Genomic DNA, 21,619 nt, shown 5'->3' on the forward strand with positions numbered 1-21,619 from the left:
GCGCGGCTGTGGCCCGGTCTGGGCCCGACGCTCGCCGCGTCGCTCGCCGACGCCGGTATCGACGGGCCCGAGGACGTCAGCGCCTCGAACCTCGCGCTGCTGCCGAAGGTGGGGCCCACGCGCGCGGGCCGGCTGCTGTCGGCGTTCATCGCCGCCGGCCCGGTCTACGACGTGGTCGGCGAGCTCGTGCCCGCCGGGCTGGACGCGCGGCTCGCCGGCCGAGTCGTGGACGCCCTCGGGCCAGGGGCTGCCCGGCTGCTGCGCGATGACCCGTGGCAGCTGCTCGTCGTCTGGGGCGCGACCCCGGCGGACGCCGATCGGCTGGCCCGGGCGCTGATCCCGGACGTGCGCCGCGACGATCCACGCCGCGGCCGGGCGCTCGTCGGCTACGTGCTCGCCCGCCAGGCGCGCGACGGGCACACCGTCTCACCCGCGGGCCTGGTCGGCGACGCGTTGCGCGAGTTCGGGGCCGGCGACGGCGCCGCCGCGGTGTCGGCCGCGCTGGAGTCCGGTGCGGTGCTCGAGCTCGACGATGATGACGACGACGACCTCATCGGGCTGGCCCGATACGTCGAGGCGGAGGACGGCATCGCGCAGGGCATCGCCCGGCTCGCAGCGACCGCCGAGGCGATCGGCATCGACCGCGGCCGCCGGGCGCACGGCAGCCTCGATGACGCGCAGCAGGCCGCGGTCGCCGCCGCGCTCGAGTCCGGCGTCAGCGTCCTGACCGGCGGCCCGGGCACCGGCAAGAGCCGGACCGTCGCCACCCTGGTCGCCCTCGCCGAGGCTGCCGGCAAGTCGGTCGCGCTCGCCGCGCCGACCGGCCGGGCCGCCAAGCGGCTCGAGGAGCTGTGCTCGTCCCCCGCCTCGACGCTGCACCGGCTGCTCGGTGCCCAGCCGAGGCAGAGCGGCGGCGAGGTCAGCTTCGACGGCGGCTTCGCGCGCAACGAGGAGTGGCCGCTGGACGAGGACGTCGTGGTGGTCGACGAGGCGTCCATGCTGGACGTCGACCTGGCCGACGCGCTGCTCACCGCCTGCCGCGACGGCACCCACCTGGTCTTCGTCGGCGATGCCGCACAGCTGCCCTCGATCGGTCCCGGGCGCGTGCTCGGCGACCTGATCGACTCCGGCAGCGTCCCGGTCACCGAGTTGCGCACCCTGTACCGCCAGGACGAGGGCGGCTCGATCGCGCGGCTGGCCCGGGCGGTGCGCGAGGGCGAACTGCCACCCGTCGACGACCCGACCCGCGAGGTGGTCGTCGTCCCGGCCCGCGGTTCGGCCGAGGCCGCGCATCGGGTGGTGCAGCTGGTCACCGACTCGATCCCGCGTGCCCTCGGGATCGCGGCCGACCAGGTGCAGGTGGTGACGCCCGTACACCGCGGAGCAGCCGGGACGCTGGCCCTGAACAGCGCGCTCAAGGCGAAGCTGAACCCGGGCAGCGGCAAGGGGCGCTTCGACGTCGGTGATCGCGTCGTGGCCACCGCGAACCACCTGGAGGCCGAGCCGTTCGGATACGCCAACGGCGAGGTCGGGGTGGTCGACGAGGTCGAGCGCGACGGCACGGTGACGGTCGAGTTCGCCTCGGGGCCGGCGGTCGTCAAGGGCAAGGCGCTCGCCGATCTCGTGCACGGCTGGGCGATCACGGTGCACCGGGCGCAGGGCTCGGAGTTCCCGGCCGTGGTCGTGGTGGTCCCACCGGAGGCCGGCGGCATGCTGTCGCGCCCGCTGGTCTACACCGCGATGACCCGCGCGCAACGGCACCTGTCGGTGGTGCACGGCGCCGGGCCGCTGCTCGCGCGCGCGGTGCGCCAGATCGGGACGCTGCCGCGGCGCACCCGGCTACAGGTCATGCTGCGCGAGTACCTGGACGGCGGCGGGCCCCCGTCGGCCGATCCTTCCTGAGCTCGGCTCGTCCGGCCACGGGCGCTCAGATCTCGCCGACGACGACGCCGGGGTACGCATCCTCCACCCGGACGACGGTGGCCTGCGGCGGGTCGCCCTGCTGTGCCTCCCACTTGTCGACCAGCGTCTGAGCGAAGCTCTGCGCGACGTCGTAGCTCTCGAACGGGCCGACGGCCCGCGGTGGCGTGAACTGGCCCTCTTCGGTCAGCACGACGACGAACAGCGGGTTTTCGGTGGTGGTCATGGCGATGACCTACCCGCTGCCGGGTCCTGCCTCCCATCCCGGTGACAGACCGGGCCGCGGGGCGCAGTGGAGTTGGGGGGCCAAGGAGCGTTCAATGTCTGGCATGAAGACGTCGGCCTCCGCGGAATCGGAGGGCACGGATCCCGACTGGGAGTACGCGCCGCTGCGGATCCCGGCCGACGTGGGCCGGCTCTCCGCAGCGGCGCAGCTGTCCCTGCACGCCGAGTTCGGCGGCTGGGAGCTCGCCCGGGTGCAGCGGTACCACGACGGCACCCGCCGGGTGGTGCTCCGCCGCCGCCGCAGATCCTCGCCCGCCCTGCCACTTCCCGTCCTTTCGGTCTGACCGGCGTAATCACCGCGGGCCGGCCGGACAGTACGAGGTGTGAGCAAGCACGAGAGTGACGCGGCGCGGTTCACCGCGATCTTCGAGCAGTTCGGCCGGCGCGTGTACGCCTACGCCCGGCGGCACAGCGACCCGGCGATCGCCGACGACGTGACCGCCGAGACGTTCCTGGTGGCCTGGCGCCGGCTCGGCGACGTCCCGTCCGACCCGTTGCCCTGGCTGCTGGTGGTGGCGCGCAACACGCTGGCGAACCACCGCCGCACGGTGGCCCGTCACGAGCGGCTCCGCCAGGAGCTCGCCGGGCTGGAGCGGCTCGCTGCGCCGTCGCCGGCCGTGGACGGCACGGTGCTCGAGCGGTCGGCCATGCTGCGCGCTCTCGCAGCGCTCACCGAGCTGGAACGCGAGGCCGTGTTGCTGGTCGCGTGGGACGGGCTCTCGCGCAGTTCGGCGGCCCAGGTCGCCGGCTGCTCGGAGCGCTCGTTCGCCGTGCGCCTGCACCGTGCCCGCAAGCGGTTGGACCGCCTCAGCGACTCCAGCGAATCGCCCGATGACCTGCTGACCCTGCTGGAGGAGATCTCATGACCATGGATGACATCGCGGCCTACCGGCCCACCGACGCACTGCTGGACGAGGAGTGGAGCGGCCGCACCGCCGTGCTCGAGCGTGTGCTCTGCGCCGACGCACGGCCGGCCGCCGGTGACGTGCTCGCCGTGCGCCGCGGCCGCCGCCGCTGGATCGGCGCCGCTGCGGTCGCGTCGGCTGCTGCCGTCGCGCTGGTGCTCGGCCTCGTGCTCCCCTCGGGGACGCCGGGTGCGGCCCCGAACGCCGCCGCCGCGACGCTGGAGAAGCTCGCCGTGCGCGCCGCCGCCTCGCCGGCGGACCTCGTCCGGCCCGGCCAGTTCCGGCACCTGCGGGACAAGGAGGTGCAGACCGGCGATCAGCCGCACACGACCGTCATCGAGGACTGGACCTCCTACGACGGCACGGTGTGGTCCAAGCGCATCGGCTTCCCGTTCGCGGGACAGACGGCGTACCTGCAGTTCCTCGCTGCCGATCGTGGGAGTGACTTCTCCTCGCCGTCGCCGAAGTTTCTCGCCGGCCTGCCCACTGATGTCGGCGGCCTGCGCGACTACCTCCGCTCGCACGTGAGCGGTTCGTCGTCGCGGGACGAGGCGGTGTTCGTGGCGGTGGGCGACATGCTGCGCGGCGGGATGGCCTCGCCGGAACTACGCGCCGCCGCGATCCGGGTTCTGGAGCGGACGCCGCACATCACCGCCGCGTCCGGCGCCGACTCGCTCGGCCGGCCGGCGCTCGTGATCACGTTCTACGACCGGAAAGCCCGGGCGAACGAAACCCAGGCGCTGCTGTTCGACCCGAACACCTCGGTGTTGCTCGAGGAGCAGCAGCGGGCGACTGACGGTGGCAGCTTCGGCTTCACCAGCACCTACACCGAGGCGAGCACGGTGGACGCGGTCCCGGCCGCGGTGATCGCCAACGCTGAGGTGCAGACCGACTGAGCTGACCCGATTTGCGCAACCGCTGCGACCTCAGGGCGCAGCCGGTTGCGCAATCGGCTGTTCAGCCGAAGTCGGTGGCGGTCTGCAACTCGTCGGCGAACTTGAGCAACGTGGTCGACAATGCTTTCAACTGCGGCAGGCTTTTCGACCTGGAGAAGAATCCGGACTTTGCCTTGACGACGGCGACGACGTCCAGCTGGAGTTTCACCGCCTCGGCCCGGATTGCCGCTACCTTCTTCGTTATCGGGACCAACAGGGCGTGACGGTCCGCCAGCAGCATCTTGCGCTTCTCGATTTCCTCCAGCGTGCCCATGACGCCGTGATTCTTCGCCGCTCGCGGATCTGCGGCGGATTTGACACCGAGGTCCTTCAGCTGGCCGGCCAGCTGGTCCAGCAGGATCGACACGGTGTCCCTCATGATGATGTAGTCATTGCCGAATTGGGCCAGGTCGTGCAACAGCGGCTTGACCTGGGTCTGCAAGCTGTTGTAGCGGCCCACGACACGAGCGAGCTCTTTGGGCATCTCGGCTCACTCCTCCGGGTTCTTCTTGCTGAGGTCGGCGACCGCCGCGCCCGCCTTGGAAAGGTCGTCGGCGCTCTTGCGGACCTTCATCAAGTTGGACTTCGCGCGGGCACTCTTCTGCTTTTCCGTCAGCGCGAGCTTCTTGAGCTGATCAACAGTTAGCTTTGCCGTATCCGTCACGATTAGGCCCCTCCCGTTAGGGCGGGATTTCCGAGGGCTCACCGATTCGCGGGCACTGTCCGTTCGCCGCCAACGGTGAGCTTAGGGGCCGCCGATAAAGGTGGTCAACGGACCGGCCGGCGTGCCCGCCGGGGAAGCCGCCTTTTGTGCGGTCAGTCGAGTTTGAATTGCCGCACGGTGTCGATCGTGTCCGCTTCGGCGGCGCTCTTGTCGTCGCGGTACCGGAGCACGCGGGCGAAGCGCAGCGCCATGCCGCCCGGGTAGCGCGAGGACGTCTGGATGCCGTCGAAGGCGATCTCGACGACCTGCTCCGGACGCAGTCGCACCACCCAGCCGTCGGTAGGGCCGTCTGCCAGCTCGGTGAACCGCGCGGTCTGCCAGCGCAGCATCTCGTCCGTCATCCCCTTGAACGTCTTGCCGAGCATGACGAACCCGCCGGACTCCGGGTCGCGCGCGCCGAGGTGGATGTTGGACAGCAACCCCTTGCGCCGGCCCGAACCCCACTCGACGGCCAGGACGACCAGGTCGAGCGTGTGCACCGGCTTCACCTTGAGCCAGCCCGCGCCGCGGCGTCCGGCCTCGTAGGGGGCGGTGAGCGACTTGGCCATCACGCCCTCGTGCCCGCGCTCGAGCGTCTGCGCAAGGAAGTCGTGCGCCGCAGCGGGATCGGAGGTCACGAGGCGCGCGACCCGCGCGCTCTCGGGCACGACCGCATCGAGCGCCGCGAGCCGTTCGGTGGTCGGCGCGTCGAGCAGCTCGGCACCGTCCAGATGCAGCACGTCGAACAGGAACGCCTGCAGCGGCAGGGTTTCGCGCGCACTTGCCACGTCGGCGCGGCGCCCGAAGCGCGAGGCCGTCACCTGGAACGGCTGCGGGCTGCCGTCCGGTCGGAGTGCGATCGCCTCGCCGTCGGCGACCAGGCTGCGCACCGGCAGCGCGCGGACCGCCTCGACAACTTCGGGCAGCCGGTCGGTGATCTCCTCCAGCGTCCGGGTGAAGATGGCGACGTCGGCACCGTCGCGGTGCACCTGGACGCGCGCGCCGTCGAGCTTGGACTCGAACAGCGCCTCGCCACCGAGCCGGGCCAACGCGTCGTCGACGGATGTCGCCGTCTGCGCCAGCATCGGCCCGACCGGGCGTCCGACTCGAAGTGCGAAGCCGTCCAGACCGGTCCCGCCGAGCGCGGCGGCGGCGACGTCGGGCAGGTTGCCGCCGAGCATCGCGGCGCGGCGGACGGCGGCGACCGGCAGCCCGGACGCTTTCGCGATTCCGTCGCTCATCACGCCGAGCAGCGCGCCCTGGCGCAGTTCGCCGCCGAGCAGCCGGCGCAGGAACAGCTGCTCCCCCACTGTCGCCGCTTCGAACAGTTCGCGCAGCAGCGTCGCACGGCGGGCCTGCGACCCCGCGCCAGCGGTGGCGCCGATCGCGCTCAACGTGGCGTGCACCTGCTGTACGGTCAGGCTTGCGGTGCCGGCAGCGGGCGGGACGTCACGCAGCGCTGCCCAGCCGACCCCGATCTGCCGTTGCGGCAACTCGCCGGACAGCCACGAGACGACGATCGGGACGTCCGTCGCCTCGGCCGCGCGCAAGGCGTCGGCGATGCGCTGCGCCTTCGCCAGCCGCGAGGACGTCGCGCCGACGTCGGCCGACGCGGCCGCGACGTCGGCCAGCAGCATCGGCGTCAGCAGGCGGCCAGCAGCCGGTCGAGCACCCGCACGCCGAAGCGCAGCCCGTCCAGCGGCACCCGCTCGTCGATGCCGTGGAACAGCGACATGAAGTCCAGGTCGGGCGGCAGCAGCAGCGGCGAGAACCCGAAGCAGCGCATGCCCAGGGTGGAGAAGGACTTCGCGTCGGTGCCGCCGCTCATCAGGTACGGCAGCGGGTACGCGCCTTCGTCCTCGGCGCGCAGCGCGGCGGACATCGCATCGACCAGCGCGCCGTCGAAGCTGGTCTCGACGGCGATGTCGCGCACCAGGTACTCGCGGGTGACACCGTCGCCGAGCAGTTCGTCGATGGCCTCGAGCATCGCGTCCTCCTGTCCGGGCAGGAAGCGGCAGTCGATGGTCGCCTCGGCGCGGGACGGGATCACGTTCGCCTTGTAGCCCGCCTCGAGCATCGTCGGGTTGGCGGTGTTCCGGATCGTGGCGCCGATCATGCGCGCGGCCGGCCCCAGCTTGGGCAGCCAGGTCTCGACGTCGTCCGGGTTCAGGTCCATGCCGCTGACCGCCGCGAGTCCCTCGATGGTGGCGCGCACGGTGTCGGTGACGACGACCGGGAACTCGTGCGTGCCGATCCGCGAGACCGCGGCGGCGAGGCGGGTGACGGCGTTGTCGTCGTGCAGCATCGAGCCGTGGCCGGGGCGGCCGGTTGCCTTGAGCGAGAGCCAGCTGATGCCCTTCTCGGCCGTCTGGATCAGGTACGCGCGGGCGCTCTCGCCGAGCGAGACCGAGAAGCCGCCGACCTCGCTGATCGCCTCGGTGCAGTCGGCGAACAGATCGGCGTGGTTGTCGACCAGGTAGTGCGCCCCTTGCCGGCCGCCGGCCTCCTCGTCGGAGACGAACGCGAGGACGATGTCGCGCGGCGGTTTGCGGCCGGTGCGTGCCCAGTCGCGCACGAGGGCCAACACCATCGCGTCCATGTCCTTCATGTCGACGGTGCCGCGGCCCCACAGGTAGCCGTCGCGGATCTCGCCGGCGAACGGGTCGACGCTCCATTCGCTCGCGTCGGCCGGGACGACGTCCAGGTGGCCGTGGATCAGCAGCGGAGCGCGGCTGGGGTCGGCCCCCTCGATGCGGGCCACGGTGGACGCGCGCCCCGGCGCGGCCTCGATGATCTGCGAGCCGATGCCGACCTCATCCAGCTTCGCGGCAACCCATTCGGCGGCCGGCCGCTCGGGATGCGTCGGGTTGGACGTGTTGATGCGGACCAGCTCGCCCAGCAGCTCGATGGCCTCGTCCTGGGCGGCGGTGCTCGGTGTCACGACGGTGTGCTCACTCATAGCGACGTGTCTACCAGCCCGAGCGGACAGTGGACGATCAGCGGGCGCGGCGTCCCCGGTAGCCGGCGCCGTAGACGACTGCGAACACGCCGGCTGCGAAGGCGAACATGACGCCGACCAGGATGCCGGTGCCGGGCGCGCTGAGCAGCGACGCCGGGGTGAGCGCGACGGCGCGGGGTGGCTCGACCTCGGCCGGGGCGCTGCCCTTCTGGCCCGCCGGTTGCTTGACGGCCACCAGCGCCGGGCTGTCCAGTGGCGCGGTCCGGATCGTGGCTGCGCTGTCGCGGGTAGCCGGTGTCGTGCTCGTGGCGGCGGCGTGACGCGTGGTGGGGTGGGTCGGCTGTGCAGGTGCATGGCCGGGCGCGCGGCTGGTCGGCTTCGGGGGCGTCGGCGCGGGTGCCGTGCTCTTGCCGTGTCCGAGGGCTGTGTTGACCAGGCCGGTGGTGCTGTCGACCGTCTTCTTCACCGCCTTCGGGACGGTGTCGTTCACGATCTTGCCGACCGGACCGTGCTTGCCCGCTACGCCGTTGTCGCCGAGTAGGCCGTCCAACAGGTCGTCGAGCGGAGACTTCGCCGCCGCGGCGAACGGGCTGTGCTGCTTGGGCTGCTGTTCCCTGGCGTGCGCGCGGCTCTTGTGCGCGCTGTGCTTGCTCGCTGCGTTGTGCTGCTGCGCGGCATGCTTGTGCTGGGTCCGGGCGTGACCGGAGCGTTGCTCTGCGGTCGCCGCGGGCGACCACGCCAGCATCCCGATGATCATGGCTGTCAGGACCGCGAATGCGCTGAACACGGTGCGCCGTGACGTCCTGCGCTGCATGGTCACCGCCTTCTCGCCGGCCCGCGCGGGGCCGCTGTCCTTGTGATATCGCCGTGTGGCAGATGGTGCGCGCTCGTTTCGGAGTCGGCCACTCGATGTTAGCTCTATGTAAGGTATCGGGCAAACTGGGCGACGCGATCGGCGTGCCGCGTAGCCCGCCTGGGCCGTCGGGCGGCGCGTTCGGATGGGTTAGACTCGCCAGCGCACTCGTCCGGGTGGCGGAATGGCAGACGCGCTAGCTTGAGGTGCTAGTGCCCTTTATCGGGCGTGGGGGTTCAAGTCCCCCCTCGGACACGGTTGTGCCCCAGCGTTTCCCGGGCCTCCAGCACCGTTAGGCCGGCAGTGGCCTGTTTCCAGGCTTGCGGCGGGGTGCGGAACGCGGCGCGAGGTGCCCTGCGCCCACGCTATCGATCTTGGCAACGGTCGTGATGAGCGCGAAAGCCTTACGATTGCGTGCCTTCGCCGACGAGGTCGCCGCTGATCCGCCAGAGTTGTGCAGCGACCGCCTCGTCGTAGCTGCAGTCGGAGGACGCTTTGGGTTTGCTGTCGGAGAAGTAGCGGCCCGTCGTCAGCTCAAGGTCGGGCGCTGACGCCAGGTGGATAGACGTGGCCGCTCCCCTCGCCGCGGACTTCATGAACAGCCTCAGCAGCGGGACGAGTAGCCGTTGTGCGCGGCCGGGGTCCTCGGCTCCGAAGCCGGTACGGACCAGGCCGGGATGGAGCGCGTTGGCCGTCACAGCTGTGTGTTGCAGTTTCCTGGCCAGTTCGTAGCTGAACAGGACGTTCGCGAGCTTGGACTGGCTGTAGGCGCGGGCGCCGGAGTAGGAACGCTCACCCTGGAGGTCGCCGAAGTCGATCCGTCCCGTGCGGTGGACGTTCGAGGAGACGGTGACAACCCGAGCGGGCGCGTCGTGTCTGAGTCGATCGAGGAGCAGGTTGGTGAGCAGGAACGGTGCGATGTGGTTCAGGGCGAAGGTCCGCTCGAGGCCGTCAGCGGTGACCTGGCGGGTGTTCCAGAAGCCGCCGACGTTGTTCACCAGCACGTCGATGCGTCGAACGCTTCGAAGGACCTCCTCGGCCAGTCGGCGGACCTCAGACTGCACAGACAGGTCTGCGACGAACACGTCCACATGTTCCGCGCCCGCCGCGCGGATCTCGACCGCGGCGTCCTCGATTCGGCGGTGGTCCCGCCCGGTGATCACTAGGTGGGCACCTCGCTCTGCGAGGCCGAGGGCGGTTGCGCGGCCGATGCCGCCGGAGGCGCCCGTGACCAGCACGGTCTTGCCGGCCATCGGTCGGCGACTGTGCTCAAGCGTCGGCACGGCGCGGCCGCCACGCGGCGAACGCAATCAGGACGACCGCGTAGGTGCACATCATGGCGAAGCCGGTCCGCGGCGCTAAGGGGTGGGCGACGCCGTAGGTGCCGTCGATCAACATGCCGCCGGCGTTGGACGGCAGATACTGCACGAAGTGATCCGACCACGGTGCGGGCAGCAGCCTGGTGAGCGGCCGGATAACGAAGAAGACCGCGACGAAGCTGCTGACCAGCATGGTCAGGAACACTGCACCGGCGCGCACTGCGAGCTTGGCCCATAGCATCGGCAGCCGCGTCGGCACGACGGTCAGCGAGGCGCGGACCATCCCGGTGCTGTATTCACCACTGATCACCAGGACCCCGAGGACCCCGATGGACAGCGGCGCGAAGAACGTCCCGGTCAGACTGACCGAGACCGCCGTCTGACCGGCGTCCAGGCCCTTGGCCTGCCCGGGCTGGATGCCCGCGAACACGGCACCTAGACCGATCATGAAGAAGGCAGCGAGCAGCAACGTGTACAGCGTCGAGCGCAGCGAACGGGACTTCGTGTACTCCGAGCGGACGACCCGCAGCTGGGTCACCCGCAACCCCTGGCCCGGCTCGAGTTGGTTCATCGCCGCGGCGGCGCCCGCAGTGACGTCCGGGCCGAGGAGGAGCTCTCGTAGGCGCGGCGCCTCCAGCGTGCGCTTGCTGAGGTCCTCCACCTCGATCATCGTGTGGTCGTGGCTGCGGTCGGGCGGACGGTCGTAGCGGCATTGCCCGATGGCGGCGTGCGGTCGGTGAGAGCAGAGGGCGTGAAGCCCTTGACCGTCAGGTAGATACCGAGCGACAGCTCCCATGCGAACTCCGGGATGGTCGCGACGAACTGGGCCGCCCCGCCGAACGCGATGCCGCCGAACAGGACCGCGGTCCCGGACGCGACGATCAGCGGGCCGCCGATTAGCCCGAGCATGGCCATCCGGCGCGGCACGAGGCCCGAGCGGTACATCAGGTAGCCCAGGATCAGCCCGTTGCCGATGCCGACGACGAAGCCGGGCCCGAGCAGGAAGGTCCAATCCTTGACGGCCACGAGTGAGCGGCCCACGGTGGTGAGCGTGTCGCGGTTAGCGCCGGTCCCGGCCAGGTCCTGCCGCAGGGTCACGATCGCCAGCAGACTGAGGACGCCGACGCCGATGAAGACACACTCGATGACCCGGGCCGTGACATAACCGAGTGCGAGCCCTTCATGCTGCCGTTTGAGGATCGGGAAGATCACGACCGCGGTCCCGATGTTCGCGACGATGAGCAGCAGTTCGAGAAACGCGCCCCACAGCACCCGGGTGTCCCCACCGTCACCGACGATGAAGCCGACGTGGTTGAGAACGGGCTGGTAGAGCAGCAACGCGGGTATCGAGGTGACGAACGTGATCAAGAAGAGCACCCCGGTGATCAGGGCGATCCGTCGCCCCGGCCGTGCCACGGACGCGGGCGCCTTCTCGGCTTCGTTGACGGGTTGTGGCACCTCGGGAAGTGAGATCGACACGCCTGGCTCCTTATGTCGGGGTGACTGCGTTGGCGCCGGAGGATCGAGGCGCACCCAGGGTCATAGGAACTGGGGCGTCGGCTTGGGCGCGATCGGGTCGGCTGCAGCGATGACCGGTGGTGATTCCTGACCACCCATGTCCAGACGGAAAGGCGGGTAGGTGTCGGTCATCAGGGCGGCGTAGGCGGCGACGCGGTAGGTCCAGCGGTTCATGCCGAGGACGAACTCGAAGATGCCCTTCGGGTAGCGGCCGGTGAACAGCAGGACGATGCCTGCGATCAGGACCAGCAGCGCGATGAGGCCTCCGCCGGACGTCCACCCCGAGTCGTCGTTGGCTGCGTTGATGCCGGCCCAGGCGCCGCCGGCGAACACCGCCACCACGAGATAGTGAGGCAGGGCGAGCAGCCACCACTTCACCAGCACCAAGCCGCGCGAGAGTGACTCCGGGTACGCCACCTCGATCCGCGCCGGGTAGTCAGGAACGTCCTTGAGGGTGAACGGCGGGTAGCGATCGGTGCCTAGTGCGCTGTGACTGTAGAAGCCGACGCGCCAGCTCCAGCGCAGCACCCCGACGTTGAAGTCGAAGATCGCGCGTGGATAGTGGCCGGTGAACAGGATTGCGAAGAAGGCCACCACGCTCACGACGACGAACGCGATCCAGAGGAAGACGAGAACCAAGAAGTGCGGGATCGCCAGGAACCATTTCACCAACCAGAGCCAGCGGCTGAGTCCGGGCGAAAGCTCGCCGCTGAGTTGGAGCGGGTAGCGGGATGCGGTGGTCTCCATGACGGAACCTCTCTGCCGCCCCAAAGGCGGCGACGGGTTGCTGCCTCGCAGGCCGGGAGCGGCTCCAGGAGGGTTCGTACAATACACGCTATTTCTGTCGCGTATATGCTTTCGCGATAACTGTGTCTGCAAAGGAAGATGGCGCGTGACGAACATTCAGGAGAACGAGACCCGGGTCGGCACCTGGGCCTTCCTCACCAACCACGCGCACGTTCTGCTCTGTATCGCGCGTGATCCCCAGTGCCGCGCCCGCGACATCGCCGCGCAGATCGAGATCACCGAACGGGCCGCGCAGCGCATCCTTGCCGACCTGATCGCCGACGGATACGTCGAGCGAACCAAGGTGGGGCGGCGCAACCACTACACGATCGATCACCGCGGCCAACTCCGCCATCCCATGCTTCGTGACCTGTCGGTAGGGCCGCTGCTCGAAGTCCTGAACACGAACGAGCATCCGAAACCCCACCCGACACTGCGTCCGCGCCGCGGGTGAGCACCCGGTAGGCGCCCGGCGTGCGATCCGTGCCGTGGCCTCAGTTGCTTGGTCGGTGGACCCAAGTACGGGGCGCGTGATCCCATCGGTGTTCGGATCGGCGTCGGGCGTCGTGGTCATGCTGATTCCTTCGAATTGACGGCGGCGATGGGTCGTGGAAGCAGACCGTGGCCGAGATCGCGGACGGTTTGGCGCACGTCCTCCTCGACCAGGTCGGCGTTGAGCGCAATGGCCGAGGCCGAGCCGGCCCCGGCGGCTGTAACGACCTGAGCACGCGGGTCGACTACGTTGCCGGCGGCCCAGACCCCGGCGACGCTGGTAAGGCCGGCTGCGTCAGTGGTCACCCACCCGTCCTGGTCGACCTCGGCACCAAGCTGGTCGAGCAGCCCGCTGTTCGGGACGAGGCGGGGCGGCACGAACAGTGCCTCACGCGGGATGACGCAGCCGTCCTGCAGCTGCACGCCGCTCAGTTGATCAGCGTTGTCGTCCAGCACCAGTCCCTCGATGGTGCCTTCGACGACGCCGATCGCGCGAGCGAGCAGTTGGGTCCGCTCGGTCGTGGTGAGCAGGTCGGGCGGGGTGAAGTAGACGAGGTCGTGCGTCCATTGCCGAACGATGTGTGCGTACCGGACGGCGCCGGGGGTACCGCCGAGCACACCGACCTGACGGTCGCGAACCTCGTAGCCGTGGCAGTAGGGGCAGTGGAGCACGTCGCGGGCCCACCGCTCGCGAAGCCCGGGGATGTCCGGTAGTTCGTCGCGCAGTCCGGTCGCGAGCAGCAGACGCCTCCCCGAGATCCGCTGCCCTCCGGCGAGGAGGACCCAGAACCCGTTTCGGCCGTCGGGCACGAGGTCGGCGACGGTGCCGTCGACGACGTCGCCTCCGTAACCACGGACCTCGGTGCGACCAACGGCGAGCAGTTCGGCCGGCGCGAGGCCGTCCCGTGACAGATAGCCGTGTAGGTGGGCGGCGGGGGCGTTGCGCGGCTCGCCGCCGTCCAGCACAAGAACCTTGCGGCGGGCGCGGGACAGGACCAGGGCAGCGGACAGGCCCGCGGCGCCTGCGCCGATGACCACTACGTCGTATTGACTCATGCCCGAAGACTGGAGCCTGCGCGGCGCTGCGGCTACGAAGGTTGCTGTTTCTGGGAATCGGGAGTCAGATGAGCCGGTGGAGGACACCTCGGCAGCGAACATCGCCACCACGCTCGACCAGGTCGGGGCGAGGCTCAAGCGAGCGCGCACCCGGCGCTAGATGACCCTCACCGATGTTGCGAACGCCACCGGCATCTCCAAGAGCACGCTGTCCAGGCTCGAGACCGGGCAACGGCGGCCCACCCTGGAACTGCTCCTTGCCTTGTCGCATGCCTACCGGGTACCTCTGGATGCTCTGGTGGCCGCGCCTAACGAGGGTGACCCGCGCGTGCAGCTCAAGCCCGGGCGGGTCAAGGGCAGGACGGTCATCCCGCTCACCCGCCAGCCTGACGGGATGCAGGCATGGAAGATCGTCATACCGACCAGCAAGGTCGACCCCGAGCCGCGAGCGCACGACGGCTACGAATGGATCTACGTCCTGTCCGGGCACATGCGACTGGTTCTCGGCGACCAGGACTGGATCCTCGAGCCGGGCGAGATCGCCGAGTTCGACACCAAGGTCCGCCACTGGTTCGGCAGTACCGGCGCGGAGACCGTAGAGATCCTCAGCATCTTCGGACGGCCTGGCGAACGAATGACCGTCCGGACGACAGGATGAACCCGATCTCGCGCGTCGGTACCGTTCGCTTGTGAATGCGCCGGGAGTTGTAGCGGAAGCGCTGGCGCGACTTGCCGACTCCAATCTGCTCACGGCGGTGCTCGGCGTGCGATCCGAAGAGCGCAACGGTGTCGAGACGGCCGTTGTCACCGTTCGATCCGACACCGCCGCGCTGACCCGAGATCTGATCGCTCGGGCGCTCGCTGGTCTGCCTTGCGAACGCGTGGACAACGAACGCCCGGCGCGGGGATTTGCGCGGGGCCTGACGGGTGTCAAGGACAACCGGACGTGGCGCATCGGGACTCAGTCGGATGTGGCGTGGATAGCCGACGGCACCGCCGGCGGGCTGAAGATCACGTCCGCCATCCCGCCGGTGTTCGACGCCTACGCGACGGTGAGCATCCCTGCTGACGCCGCACAACGCGAAGCGGCCGAGTCCGTGTTGGTGCAGCTGCTGGCGGAGCAGTCCGCAGGGCAGTCCTGGTCGCTCGGATATCTCGATACCGGAGCGCATGACGTGGTCTTCGATCACGCACCGGCGGTCACGCTCTACACCGGATGGAACTACATCCTGGTCGAGGCGGGGCCGATGCAAGCCAAGACCTGGCGAGCGGACGATCCCTGGCGCGGACGGCTGCCGGACCTGATGTATCCGGCCGACCGGTCATGGCTGGTCAGCATGCTCTGGGACGACGACTGGAGATGTCTCGGAGGTCCGGCTTCCCTGCTCGACGCCGTGCTGGCCGAGCCGATCCTGGCCGCTCGCGCAGTGGGCGTCGATCAGGACGCCACACCCCCTGGCCACACAGCGCGCTGATCGCATCTCGTCCGCGGCTGCGTGGCGCGGTCCTTCCAGCGCCGCGCACTGCTCGTGAACTAGCGCCGATTCCTGTTCGTGTACAGCAGGTGAGACAGGACGAGCGGCGCCGGTTCGCGACCGCGCTGGAAGACGCCAGGCGGGCGGCCTACCCGCCCGGCGAGTACGTGGGCCAGGAGAGCTTCATGAGCGCCGGCGAGATCCGCGAGTTGGCGCGGCGCGCCCGGATCGGCGCCGATACATCGGTGCTGGACGTGTGCTGCGGCGTCGCCGGCCCGGGCCGGTTGATCACGGCGGAGACCGGATGCAGGTACCTGGGTGTGGACTATTCGGCCAGCGCGCTGCAGGTCGCGCGCGCCCTGGGCGGGGACGTGGCCGGCCGGTTCGAGCAGGCCCGCGTCCCGCCGCTGCCGGACGGTCGCTTCGACGTCGTGCTGCTGCTGGAGACGATGTTGGCCTTTGCCGACAAGGCGGTCCTGCTCGCGGCGGTGGCACGGGCACTGCGGCCGGGCGGTCGCTTTGCGTGCACCGTCGAGGAGGGTCGGCCGCTGACCGGGTCCGAACGAGCTGCCATGCCCGACGCCGACACGGTGTGGCTCATCGAGTTGGCGGAGCTGGAGGCGCTGCTGGCCGGGGCGGGCCTGAGGGTGACCTGGCAGCAGGACTGCACCGCAGCCCACCATGCGACGGCGTCCGCGCTGTTGCGGTCGTTGATGGCGCGCTCGGATCACCTCGCCGGTCATCTCGGCAGGCAGGCCGTGGTCGAGCTGATCACGTCGCATCAGCTCTGGAGTGACTGGCTCGGCCGCGGGCGGGTGCGCAAGTTCGCGCTGGTCGCCGAGCCGCGCTGATAGCCGGAATCGACGTGCCGCGCAGGGAATCGCGCAGCGGCGCCCAGCCGCGATGCCGCTGGAACGGCAGCTCGAAGACGGTGGCGAACAGCCAGGCGAAGCCGATCGTGACGGGCAGCAGGATCGCGGTCAGCACCAGGAACGTCGCAGTACCGGACGGAACCCGGCCGAGAACCAGCCCGTAGGACACCGCGATGACGATCGGCGCGTGCGTCAGGTACAGGCTGTAGGAGAACGAGCCGAGGCTGCGTAACGGACGGGCGGCGAGCAGGCGAAGCACCGGACGCGGACGTGACGTGCCCAGGGCGGCGAGGAAGCTGCCGACGGCCGGGGCCCACGCCAGATCGACCCAGAACAGGTGCTCGTTGGTCCACGTCGTCCCCTTGACCGCGAGCAGCGCGACGACCGGGGCCGCAGCAACCAGCGAGTACCAGCCCCAGGGCCGGCAGCGGAGCCGGTCGCCTGCGGTGACGACGCCGGCAGCCAGCACGCCGACGGCGAACACCACCGCGAGGTCCGGGATGAACTTGAGCACCGCATCGTTCATCAGCGCCCAGTGCGGTGCGAGCAGTCCGGTGGACACCACGATCGCGGCCACCACCGCGGCCATGACGAACGCGCCGGTGCGGCGGATGATCACGAGCAACGCCAGGAGCAGGACGTACAGCTGGGCCTCGATCGCGATCGACCAGAACGCCCGGTTCGGGATGCCGGCGGGGATCACGTCCTGCACCAGCATCCCGTAGACGAGCACGGACTTCCCGTCCGGCCTCGCCCAACCGGGCTGGGCGAGCACGTACCAGGTCATGACCAGGCTGTACGCGAGGGCCGCCCAGTACGGCGGCAGGATCCGCCAGGCGCGACGATGTGCGAAGGTCGTCAGCGATCCGAATCGCCAGCCGCTGCGCGCCGGCGCGAGGCCCAGCGAGAATCCGGACACCGCGATGAAGACCACCACCGCGAAGCGGCCGTAGTCCAACTCGCTCGCCCACAGCGGCGCATGGTCGACCGGGTAGCCCGGCCAGGCGCGCAGGAAGATGTGGTTCAGCACCACGAACACAGCCGCCAGGCCCCGGATCCCGTCCAGCCCGGCGACGCGGCTCGTGTTCGGCACACCGGGTGCCACGCGCCAGCGCGCCGCACGGTTCAGCGCCGACGTGCCGCCGCGGTGCACCGCCGGATCGGCCGGCGTGGTGAACCGTCGCGATCACCAGCGCGTGGTCCACAGCGAAGGTCGCGGCGAATCGCCTTGGAGGCCCGGTGCGCGTACTGCGGTTCGAGACGGTCCTCGCCGTGTTGATCACCCCTGCCGTGCTGGTGGTTCTCGCCGGGACGGCCGGGCTCGGCGTGACCGGCTGGGTCGTCGGGCTCAGCACCGGCTGCGGGGCCGCTGTCCTCGTGGCGATCGCCCGGGGGCGCAGCGCGGATCCGGCGATCCTCCCGGCGGACTGGGTCACCCTGACCCGGGCGGGGCTGAGTGCGGCGGTCGCCGGCCTGGTGGCCGAGTCCTTCGCACGGCCCGCGCAGGTGACCGCGCTTCTCGCGCTCGCCTCGATCGCGCTCGCGCTGGACGCCGTCGACGGCCAGGTGGCGCGCCGCACCGGGACCGCCACGCCACTGGGCGGGCGCTTCGACGGCGAGGTCGATGCGTTTCTGATCCTGGCGCTGAGCATCGCGGTGTCCCTCGACTACGGCGCCTGGGTGCTGGCCATCGGTGCCGCTCGCTACGTGCTGCTCGCCGCCGGGTGGCTGGTCCGGTGGCTGGCCGCACCGCTGCCTGCCCGCTACTGGCGCAAGGTCGTCGCGGCCGTGCAAGGCATCGTGCTCACCGTGGCGGTGTCCGGGTTGCTGCCCCGCGCCGCCGGCACGGTGGCGGTCGGTGTCGCCGTGTTGTTGCTCGCCGAGTCCTTCGGCCGGGACGTGATCTGGCTGTACCGCACCGGCGCCGGGCCAGCTACCCGCACGGTGCTGCGGCGCGCGACGGCACTCGGCGCGGCCGCGATCGTCTGGACGGTACTGGTGGCGCCGGACCGTCTCGACCGGCTCACCCCCGCCGCGTTCGCGCGGATCCCGATCGAGGGTCTGGTGCTCGTCGCCGTCGGACTGCTGCTGCCGGCCCGAGCGCGACGCGTAGTGGCGGCCGCCGCCGGCGTCGCGTTCGGCCTTCTCGCCGTCGTCAAGGTCCTCGACATGGGGTTCTACCAACAACTCGACCGGCCGTTCAATCCGGTGCTCGACTGGAGCAACCTGACCCCGGCGATCGGCGTGGTGCGCGACTCGATCGGACGCGGCGCCACCTACGCGCTGCTCGTTCTGGTCGGCCTCGGCCTGGTGCTGCTCGTCGCGCTGATCGCGGCATCGGCGGTGCGTCTCAGCACCGTGACCGCACGGCACAGGCGCGGCGCCACCCGCGGTGTCGCTGCGCTGGGTGCGGTGTGGGCGGTCAGCGCCGCCCTGGCTCTGCAGCTGGCGCCGGGTTCTCCGCTCGCGTCCCTGGGCACCGCGCGGCTGGCCGTGGCGCAGGTGCGCGACGCGCAAACCGCCGTCCTCGACCAGCAGCGCTTCGAGACGGCGATCCACTCGGCGGACCCGCACGCCGCGATGCCCGCATCGCAACTGCTCTCCGGCCTGCGTGGAAAGGACGTTCTCGTGGTGTTCGTCGAGAGCTACGGCCAGGTAGCCGTCCAGGGCACCAGCTTCTCCCCCGGCGTGGACGCCGTCCTTCGCAGCGGGACCAAGACGCTGGCCCGCGCCGGCTTCTCGGCGCGCAGCGCCTTCCTCGATTCGCCCACCTTCGGTGGCATCAGCTGGCTCGCCCACTCCACCCTGCAGTCCGGGCTCTGGGTGGACAACGCGCAGCGCTACGGCCAGCTGATGAACAGCGACCGGTTCACCCTGAGCACCGCCTTCGGCAAGGCGGGCTGGCGCACGGTGAGCGACATCCCGTCGGATGACCGCGAGTGGCCGGACGGTAGGTCCTTCTACCACTACGACCAGCTCTACGACCGGCGTGACGTCGGCTACCGCGGCCCGACGTTCAGCTACGCCTCGATGCCCGACCAGTACACCCTGGCCGCGTTCGGGCAACGCGAACTGGCCGCCGGGCATCGTCCGGTCATGGCCGAGATCGACCTGGTGTCCTCGCACACCCCGTGGACACCGCTGCCCAGGATGGTGCCGTGGGACCAGCTCGGCGACGGCTCGATCTTCGACCCGATGCCGGCCCAGGGGCTCTCCCCCGGCGTGGCGTGGCAAGACACCGAGACGGTGCGCCAGCTGTACGGGCAGTCGGTGCAGTACTCGCTCAACGCCCTCGTCTCGTGGATCACCCAGGTGCACGACGACAACCTCGTCATGGTCGTACTGGGTGATCACCAACCCGCCACCACCGTCAGCGGCTCGGGCGCCAACCACCAGGTACCGATCTCGATCGTGGCCCACGATCCCGCCGTGCTGGCGCGCACCGCGTCCTGGCAATGGCAGGACGGGCTGCTGCCGGACCCGTCCGCCCCCGTGTGGCCGATGGACGCCTTCCGCAACCGGTTCTTCGACGCCTTCAACGCGGCGCCGCCCGCGGTGGCGCTGCGGCCGCACCGGTGAACCCGCAGGTGCCGTGTTGCGTGTCTTAGCAGGAGGATCCCGCGGCCGTCCGCTGCGGGTGCAGGCATCGGAGGTTGGACGATGGCGATGAGCATGCAGGGTCGAACCGTGATCCGCCTGGGCCTGGCGCTGATCGCCGCGGCCGGACTGGCGATCGACGCGTACGTGCATTTCGACCTGGCGTCGGCGTACGCGAGCATCAAGTCCAGCACGCTGAACCAGGGTCAGCTGTTCCGCGCCGAAGGGGCGGTCGCCGCGATTGCCGCCGCGGCCGTGCTGCTGCATCCGCGCCGCTACACCGCAGCGTTCGCCTTCGTGGTCGCCGCCGCCGGTACCGCGGCGGTGCTCGTCTACGCCTACGTGAACGTCGGTGCGTTCGGGCCGTTCCCGAACATGTACGACCCGCTGTGGTACCCCGAGAAGACGCTCAGCGTGTGGGCCGAAGGCATCGGCGCGGTCGCCGCGCTCGCGCTGTTCGCGGTGCTGCACCGTGACACGCAGGGCGCACCGGCGAGGTCGCGCAGGCGCGACGGCAGCCTGCCGCGGTCGGTGCCCACCTGACGCGGCGAGGGGCCGCGTGAGTGAGCAGGCGCTGGCCTACTGGCTGCGCAAGCCCGGCGAGGGCGAGATCAGGACGGTGTCGCTGCCGGCCAGCGATCACGGCTCCGTCCTCGTCCGGACGCTCCGAACGGGCGTCAGTCGCGGCACCGAGGCGCTGGTGTTCCGCGGCGGCGTGCCGGCCGACCAGTACGAGGTGATGCGGGCGCCGTTCCAGGAGGGCGAGTTCCCCGGCCCGGTGAAGTACGGCTACCTCAACGTCGGGATCGTCGCTGAGGGTCCCGACGAACTGGTCGGACGTACGGTCTTCTGCCTCTACCCGCACCAGAGCGCATATGTGGTCCCGGCGAACGCGGTCATGCCGGTGCCCGAGGACGTGCCGCCCGATCGCGCGGTCCTCGCCGGCACGCTCGAGACCGCAGTGAACGCATTGTGGGACGCGGCGCCCCTGGTCGGCGACCGCGTCACCGTCGTCGGCGCCGGGATGGTCGGCTGCTGCGTGGCCCGGCTGGTCGCCGGAATCCCCGGCGTACAGGTCACGCTCGTCGACGTCGACGCCGGACGTGCCGACATTGCGGCAGCACTGGGTGTCGAGTTCGCGACGCCCGACCAGGCCAGTGGTGAACGCGACCTGGTGTTCCACGCCAGCGGCACGTCGGCGGGACTGCAGCAGTCGCTGCGCATGCTGGCCGACGACGCGACCGTGATCGAGCTCAGCTGGTACGGCGACGCGGCGGTCGAGGTCGGTCTCGGCGGCGCCTTCCACTCCCGCCGCCTGGCCATCAGGGCGAGCCAGGTCGGCACGGTCGCGGCAGTGCGGCGCAACAGCCGGACGCGAGCCCAGCGGCTGGCGCTGGCCCTGGAGTTGCTGCGTGATCCGCACTTCGACGCACTGCTCACCGGCACGTCGGTGTTCCACGACCTGCCGGACGTCATGTCTCGACTCGCCAGCGGCGAGCTGCCGGCGCTGTGCCACACGATCACGTATCCGGAGGGATGAATGTTCAGCGTCACGGTCCGCGATCACGTCATGATCGCCCACAGCCTGCGCGGCGACGTGTTCGGTCCCGCGCAGCGCCTGCACGGTGCCACCTACACGGTGGAGACGACCTTTCGTCGCCCGGAGCTGACCGGCGACGGCATCGTGGTGGACATCGGGCGCGCCGGGCAGCTGCTGCACGAGGTTCTCGACGCGCTCAGCTATCGCAACCTCGACGAACAACCCGAGTTCGCCGGGATGAACACCACCACCGAGGTGCTCGCCCAACTCGTCGCCGACCGAATCACCGACCGGATCCACAGCGGCGCGCTCGGCGATGGTGGCGCCGGAATCAGCTCGCTCGCGGTGACGCTGCACGAGTCACCCGTCGCCTCGGCCTCGTACGAACGGCACGTGTGACCCGG

At 70.4% G+C, this 21,619-nt stretch carries 23 protein-coding genes, 1 tRNA gene and 1 pseudogene; 13 read left to right on the forward strand and 12 right to left on the reverse strand.

The features are described 5' to 3' along the window. Window positions 1-108: 108 nt before the first annotated feature. Window positions 109-1,902, forward strand: a complete 1,794-nt coding sequence (locus M6B22_RS21760) for an AAA family ATPase (protein WP_269443665.1) — start codon at window positions 109-111, stop codon at window positions 1,900-1,902. A 25-nt stretch (window positions 1,903-1,927) separates the two neighbouring features. Here the strand turns inward: M6B22_RS21760 and M6B22_RS21765 are convergent, their stop codons facing one another. Next, window positions 1,928-2,146 (reverse strand): hypothetical protein, encoded by a 219-nt coding sequence (locus tag M6B22_RS21765; RefSeq protein WP_269443666.1) that lies wholly within the window; start codon window positions 2,144-2,146, stop codon window positions 1,928-1,930. A 103-nt stretch (window positions 2,147-2,249) separates the two neighbouring features. Between M6B22_RS21765 and M6B22_RS21770 the strand changes: the two genes are divergently transcribed. The 3 genes from M6B22_RS21770 to M6B22_RS21780 are packed head-to-tail and all read left to right on the forward strand — an operon-like array spanning window position 2,250 to window position 4,006. Beyond that, on the forward strand, window positions 2,250-2,489 hold the full coding sequence (locus M6B22_RS21770) for a DUF5703 family protein (RefSeq protein ID WP_269443667.1): 240 nt from the start codon (window positions 2,250-2,252) through the stop codon (window positions 2,487-2,489). 39 nt (window positions 2,490-2,528) lie between these two features. After that, window positions 2,529-3,071 (forward strand): RNA polymerase sigma factor, encoded by a 543-nt coding sequence (locus tag M6B22_RS21775; RefSeq protein ID WP_269443668.1) that lies wholly within the window; start codon window positions 2,529-2,531, stop codon window positions 3,069-3,071. Beyond that, complete coding sequence (locus M6B22_RS21780) at window positions 3,068-4,006, forward strand: CU044_5270 family protein (RefSeq protein ID WP_269443669.1); 939 nt, start codon at window positions 3,068-3,070, stop codon at window positions 4,004-4,006. Before M6B22_RS21775 ends, M6B22_RS21780 begins: the two co-directional genes overlap by 4 nt. Before the next feature lie 61 nt (window positions 4,007-4,067). Here M6B22_RS21780 and M6B22_RS21785 read toward each other — a convergent pair whose 3' ends face one another. The 5 genes from M6B22_RS21785 to M6B22_RS21805 form a co-directional block, all read right to left on the reverse strand. Then, the gene (locus M6B22_RS21785; protein ID WP_269443670.1) at window positions 4,068-4,529 is read right to left on the reverse strand and encodes a hypothetical protein; all 462 of its coding nucleotides are present in this window, start codon (window positions 4,527-4,529) and stop codon (window positions 4,068-4,070) included. Between the two features lie 6 nt (window positions 4,530-4,535). Then, window positions 4,536-4,709, reverse strand: a complete 174-nt coding sequence (locus M6B22_RS21790) for a hypothetical protein (RefSeq protein ID WP_269443671.1) — start codon at window positions 4,707-4,709, stop codon at window positions 4,536-4,538. Window positions 4,710-4,861: 152 nt separating this feature from the next. After that, entirely contained in the window at window positions 4,862-6,385 is a 1,524-nt protein-coding gene (locus M6B22_RS21795) for an ATP-dependent DNA ligase (RefSeq protein ID WP_269443672.1), read from the reverse strand. 5 nt (window positions 6,386-6,390) lie between these two features. Next, a complete protein-coding gene (locus tag M6B22_RS21800; RefSeq protein WP_269443673.1) occupies window positions 6,391-7,707 on the reverse strand; it encodes a M20/M25/M40 family metallo-hydrolase in 1,317 nt (438 codons plus the stop codon). A gap of 37 nt (window positions 7,708-7,744) precedes the next feature. Further along, window positions 7,745-8,521: a hypothetical protein gene (locus M6B22_RS21805; protein WP_269443674.1), complete on the reverse strand. Its 777-nt coding sequence runs from the start codon at window positions 8,519-8,521 to the stop codon at window positions 7,745-7,747. Window positions 8,522-8,730: 209 nt separating this feature from the next. On the opposite strand from M6B22_RS21805, the gene M6B22_RS21810 reads away from it, so the two are divergent. Beyond that, window positions 8,731-8,815, forward strand: a tRNA-Leu gene (locus M6B22_RS21810). A gap of 149 nt (window positions 8,816-8,964) precedes the next feature. On the opposite strand, the gene M6B22_RS21815 is transcribed toward M6B22_RS21810, so the two are convergent. From M6B22_RS21815 to M6B22_RS21830, 4 genes are read right to left on the reverse strand one after another with little or no spacing between them, the layout of a single operon-like run. Beyond that, on the reverse strand, window positions 8,965-9,813 hold the full coding sequence (locus tag M6B22_RS21815) for an SDR family oxidoreductase (protein ID WP_269443675.1): 849 nt from the start codon (window positions 9,811-9,813) through the stop codon (window positions 8,965-8,967). 16 nt (window positions 9,814-9,829) lie between these two features. Then, window positions 9,830-10,549: an ABC transporter permease gene (locus tag M6B22_RS21820; protein ID WP_269443676.1), complete on the reverse strand. Its 720-nt coding sequence runs from the start codon at window positions 10,547-10,549 to the stop codon at window positions 9,830-9,832. Next, the gene (locus M6B22_RS21825) at window positions 10,546-11,358 is read right to left on the reverse strand and encodes a DUF4386 domain-containing protein (RefSeq protein ID WP_269443677.1); all 813 of its coding nucleotides are present in this window, start codon (window positions 11,356-11,358) and stop codon (window positions 10,546-10,548) included. Before M6B22_RS21825 ends, M6B22_RS21820 begins: the two co-directional genes overlap by 4 nt. A gap of 60 nt (window positions 11,359-11,418) precedes the next feature. Then, window positions 11,419-12,144 carry a DUF4389 domain-containing protein gene (locus M6B22_RS21830; protein WP_269443678.1) on the reverse strand — a complete coding sequence of 242 codons (726 nt, stop codon included), beginning with the start codon at window positions 12,142-12,144 and terminating at the stop codon, window positions 11,419-11,421. Window positions 12,145-12,289: 145 nt separating this feature from the next. On the opposite strand from M6B22_RS21830, the gene M6B22_RS21835 reads away from it, so the two are divergent. Then, the gene (locus M6B22_RS21835; protein ID WP_269443679.1) at window positions 12,290-12,637 is read left to right on the forward strand and encodes a helix-turn-helix transcriptional regulator; all 348 of its coding nucleotides are present in this window, start codon (window positions 12,290-12,292) and stop codon (window positions 12,635-12,637) included. A 116-nt stretch (window positions 12,638-12,753) separates the two neighbouring features. On the opposite strand, the gene M6B22_RS21840 is transcribed toward M6B22_RS21835, so the two are convergent. After that, a complete protein-coding gene (locus M6B22_RS21840; RefSeq protein WP_269443680.1) occupies window positions 12,754-13,731 on the reverse strand; it encodes an NAD(P)/FAD-dependent oxidoreductase in 978 nt (325 codons plus the stop codon). Window positions 13,732-13,807: 76 nt separating this feature from the next. Between M6B22_RS21840 and M6B22_RS21845 the strand changes: the two are divergent. The 3 genes and pseudogenes from M6B22_RS21845 (at window position 13,808) to M6B22_RS21855 (ending at window position 16,057) form a co-directional block, all read left to right on the forward strand. Continuing rightward, window positions 13,808-14,389 (forward strand): annotated as a pseudogene (locus M6B22_RS21845) (helix-turn-helix domain-containing protein). 31 nt (window positions 14,390-14,420) lie between these two features. Further along, a complete protein-coding gene (locus tag M6B22_RS21850) occupies window positions 14,421-15,206 on the forward strand; it encodes a hypothetical protein (protein ID WP_269443682.1) in 786 nt (261 codons plus the stop codon). Between the two features lie 89 nt (window positions 15,207-15,295). After that, window positions 15,296-16,057 (forward strand): class I SAM-dependent methyltransferase, encoded by a 762-nt coding sequence (locus tag M6B22_RS21855; RefSeq protein ID WP_269443683.1) that lies wholly within the window; start codon window positions 15,296-15,298, stop codon window positions 16,055-16,057. Here M6B22_RS21855 and M6B22_RS21860 read toward each other — a convergent pair. After that, entirely contained in the window at window positions 15,978-17,231 is a 1,254-nt protein-coding gene (locus M6B22_RS21860) for an acyltransferase family protein (protein WP_269443684.1), read from the reverse strand. The two genes, M6B22_RS21855 and M6B22_RS21860, sit on opposite strands and share 80 nt — an antisense overlap. Window positions 17,232-17,317: 86 nt before the next feature. On the opposite strand from M6B22_RS21860, the gene M6B22_RS21865 reads away from it, so the two are divergent. The 4 genes from M6B22_RS21865 (at window position 17,318) to M6B22_RS21880 (ending at window position 21,614) form a co-directional block, all read left to right on the forward strand. Beyond that, window positions 17,318-19,657: a CDP-alcohol phosphatidyltransferase family protein gene (locus M6B22_RS21865; RefSeq protein ID WP_269443685.1), complete on the forward strand. Its 2,340-nt coding sequence runs from the start codon at window positions 17,318-17,320 to the stop codon at window positions 19,655-19,657. 81 nt (window positions 19,658-19,738) lie between these two features. Further along, window positions 19,739-20,218: a hypothetical protein gene (locus M6B22_RS21870; protein WP_269443686.1), complete on the forward strand. Its 480-nt coding sequence runs from the start codon at window positions 19,739-19,741 to the stop codon at window positions 20,216-20,218. Between the two features lie 16 nt (window positions 20,219-20,234). Next, the gene (locus M6B22_RS21875) at window positions 20,235-21,215 is read left to right on the forward strand and encodes a zinc-dependent alcohol dehydrogenase (RefSeq protein WP_269443687.1); all 981 of its coding nucleotides are present in this window, start codon (window positions 20,235-20,237) and stop codon (window positions 21,213-21,215) included. Next, window positions 21,216-21,614, forward strand: a complete 399-nt coding sequence (locus M6B22_RS21880; RefSeq protein ID WP_269443688.1) for a 6-pyruvoyl trahydropterin synthase family protein — start codon at window positions 21,216-21,218, stop codon at window positions 21,612-21,614. It begins immediately after the preceding gene. Window positions 21,615-21,619: the final 5 nt, after the last annotated feature.

Source organism: Jatrophihabitans cynanchi (assembly GCF_027247405.1).
GTDB lineage: Bacteria > Actinomycetota > Actinomycetes > Mycobacteriales > Jatrophihabitantaceae > Jatrophihabitans_B > Jatrophihabitans_B cynanchi.

Excerpts from the sequence above, each read along its gene's own strand:
- M6B22_RS21815 (WP_269443675.1), bottom strand. The coding sequence starts at position 9,813 with ATGGCCGGCAAGACCGTGCTGGTCACGGGCGCCTCCGGCGGCATCGGC.
- M6B22_RS21765 (WP_269443666.1), bottom strand. The coding sequence starts at position 2,146 with ATGACCACCACCGAAAACCCGCTGTTCGTCGTCGTGCTGACCGAAGAG.
- M6B22_RS21805 (WP_269443674.1), bottom strand. The coding sequence starts at position 8,521 with ATGCAGCGCAGGACGTCACGGCGCACCGTGTTCAGCGCATTCGCGGTC.
- M6B22_RS21880 (WP_269443688.1), top strand. The coding sequence starts at position 21,216 with ATGTTCAGCGTCACGGTCCGCGATCACGTCATGATCGCCCACAGCCTG.
- M6B22_RS21840 (WP_269443680.1), bottom strand. The coding sequence starts at position 13,731 with ATGAGTCAATACGACGTAGTGGTCATCGGCGCAGGCGCCGCGGGCCTG.
- M6B22_RS21870 (WP_269443686.1), top strand. The coding sequence starts at position 19,739 with ATGGCGATGAGCATGCAGGGTCGAACCGTGATCCGCCTGGGCCTGGCG.
- M6B22_RS21770 (WP_269443667.1), top strand. The coding sequence starts at position 2,250 with ATGAAGACGTCGGCCTCCGCGGAATCGGAGGGCACGGATCCCGACTGG.
- M6B22_RS21820 (WP_269443676.1), bottom strand. The coding sequence starts at position 10,549 with ATGATCGAGGTGGAGGACCTCAGCAAGCGCACGCTGGAGGCGCCGCGC.
- M6B22_RS21800 (WP_269443673.1), bottom strand. The coding sequence starts at position 7,707 with ATGAGTGAGCACACCGTCGTGACACCGAGCACCGCCGCCCAGGACGAG.
- M6B22_RS21785 (WP_269443670.1), bottom strand. The coding sequence starts at position 4,529 with ATGCCCAAAGAGCTCGCTCGTGTCGTGGGCCGCTACAACAGCTTGCAG.
- M6B22_RS21830 (WP_269443678.1), bottom strand. The coding sequence starts at position 12,144 with ATGGAGACCACCGCATCCCGCTACCCGCTCCAACTCAGCGGCGAGCTT.
- M6B22_RS21795 (WP_269443672.1), bottom strand. The coding sequence starts at position 6,385 with ATGCTGCTGGCCGACGTCGCGGCCGCGTCGGCCGACGTCGGCGCGACG.
- M6B22_RS21780 (WP_269443669.1), top strand. The coding sequence starts at position 3,068 with ATGACCATGGATGACATCGCGGCCTACCGGCCCACCGACGCACTGCTG.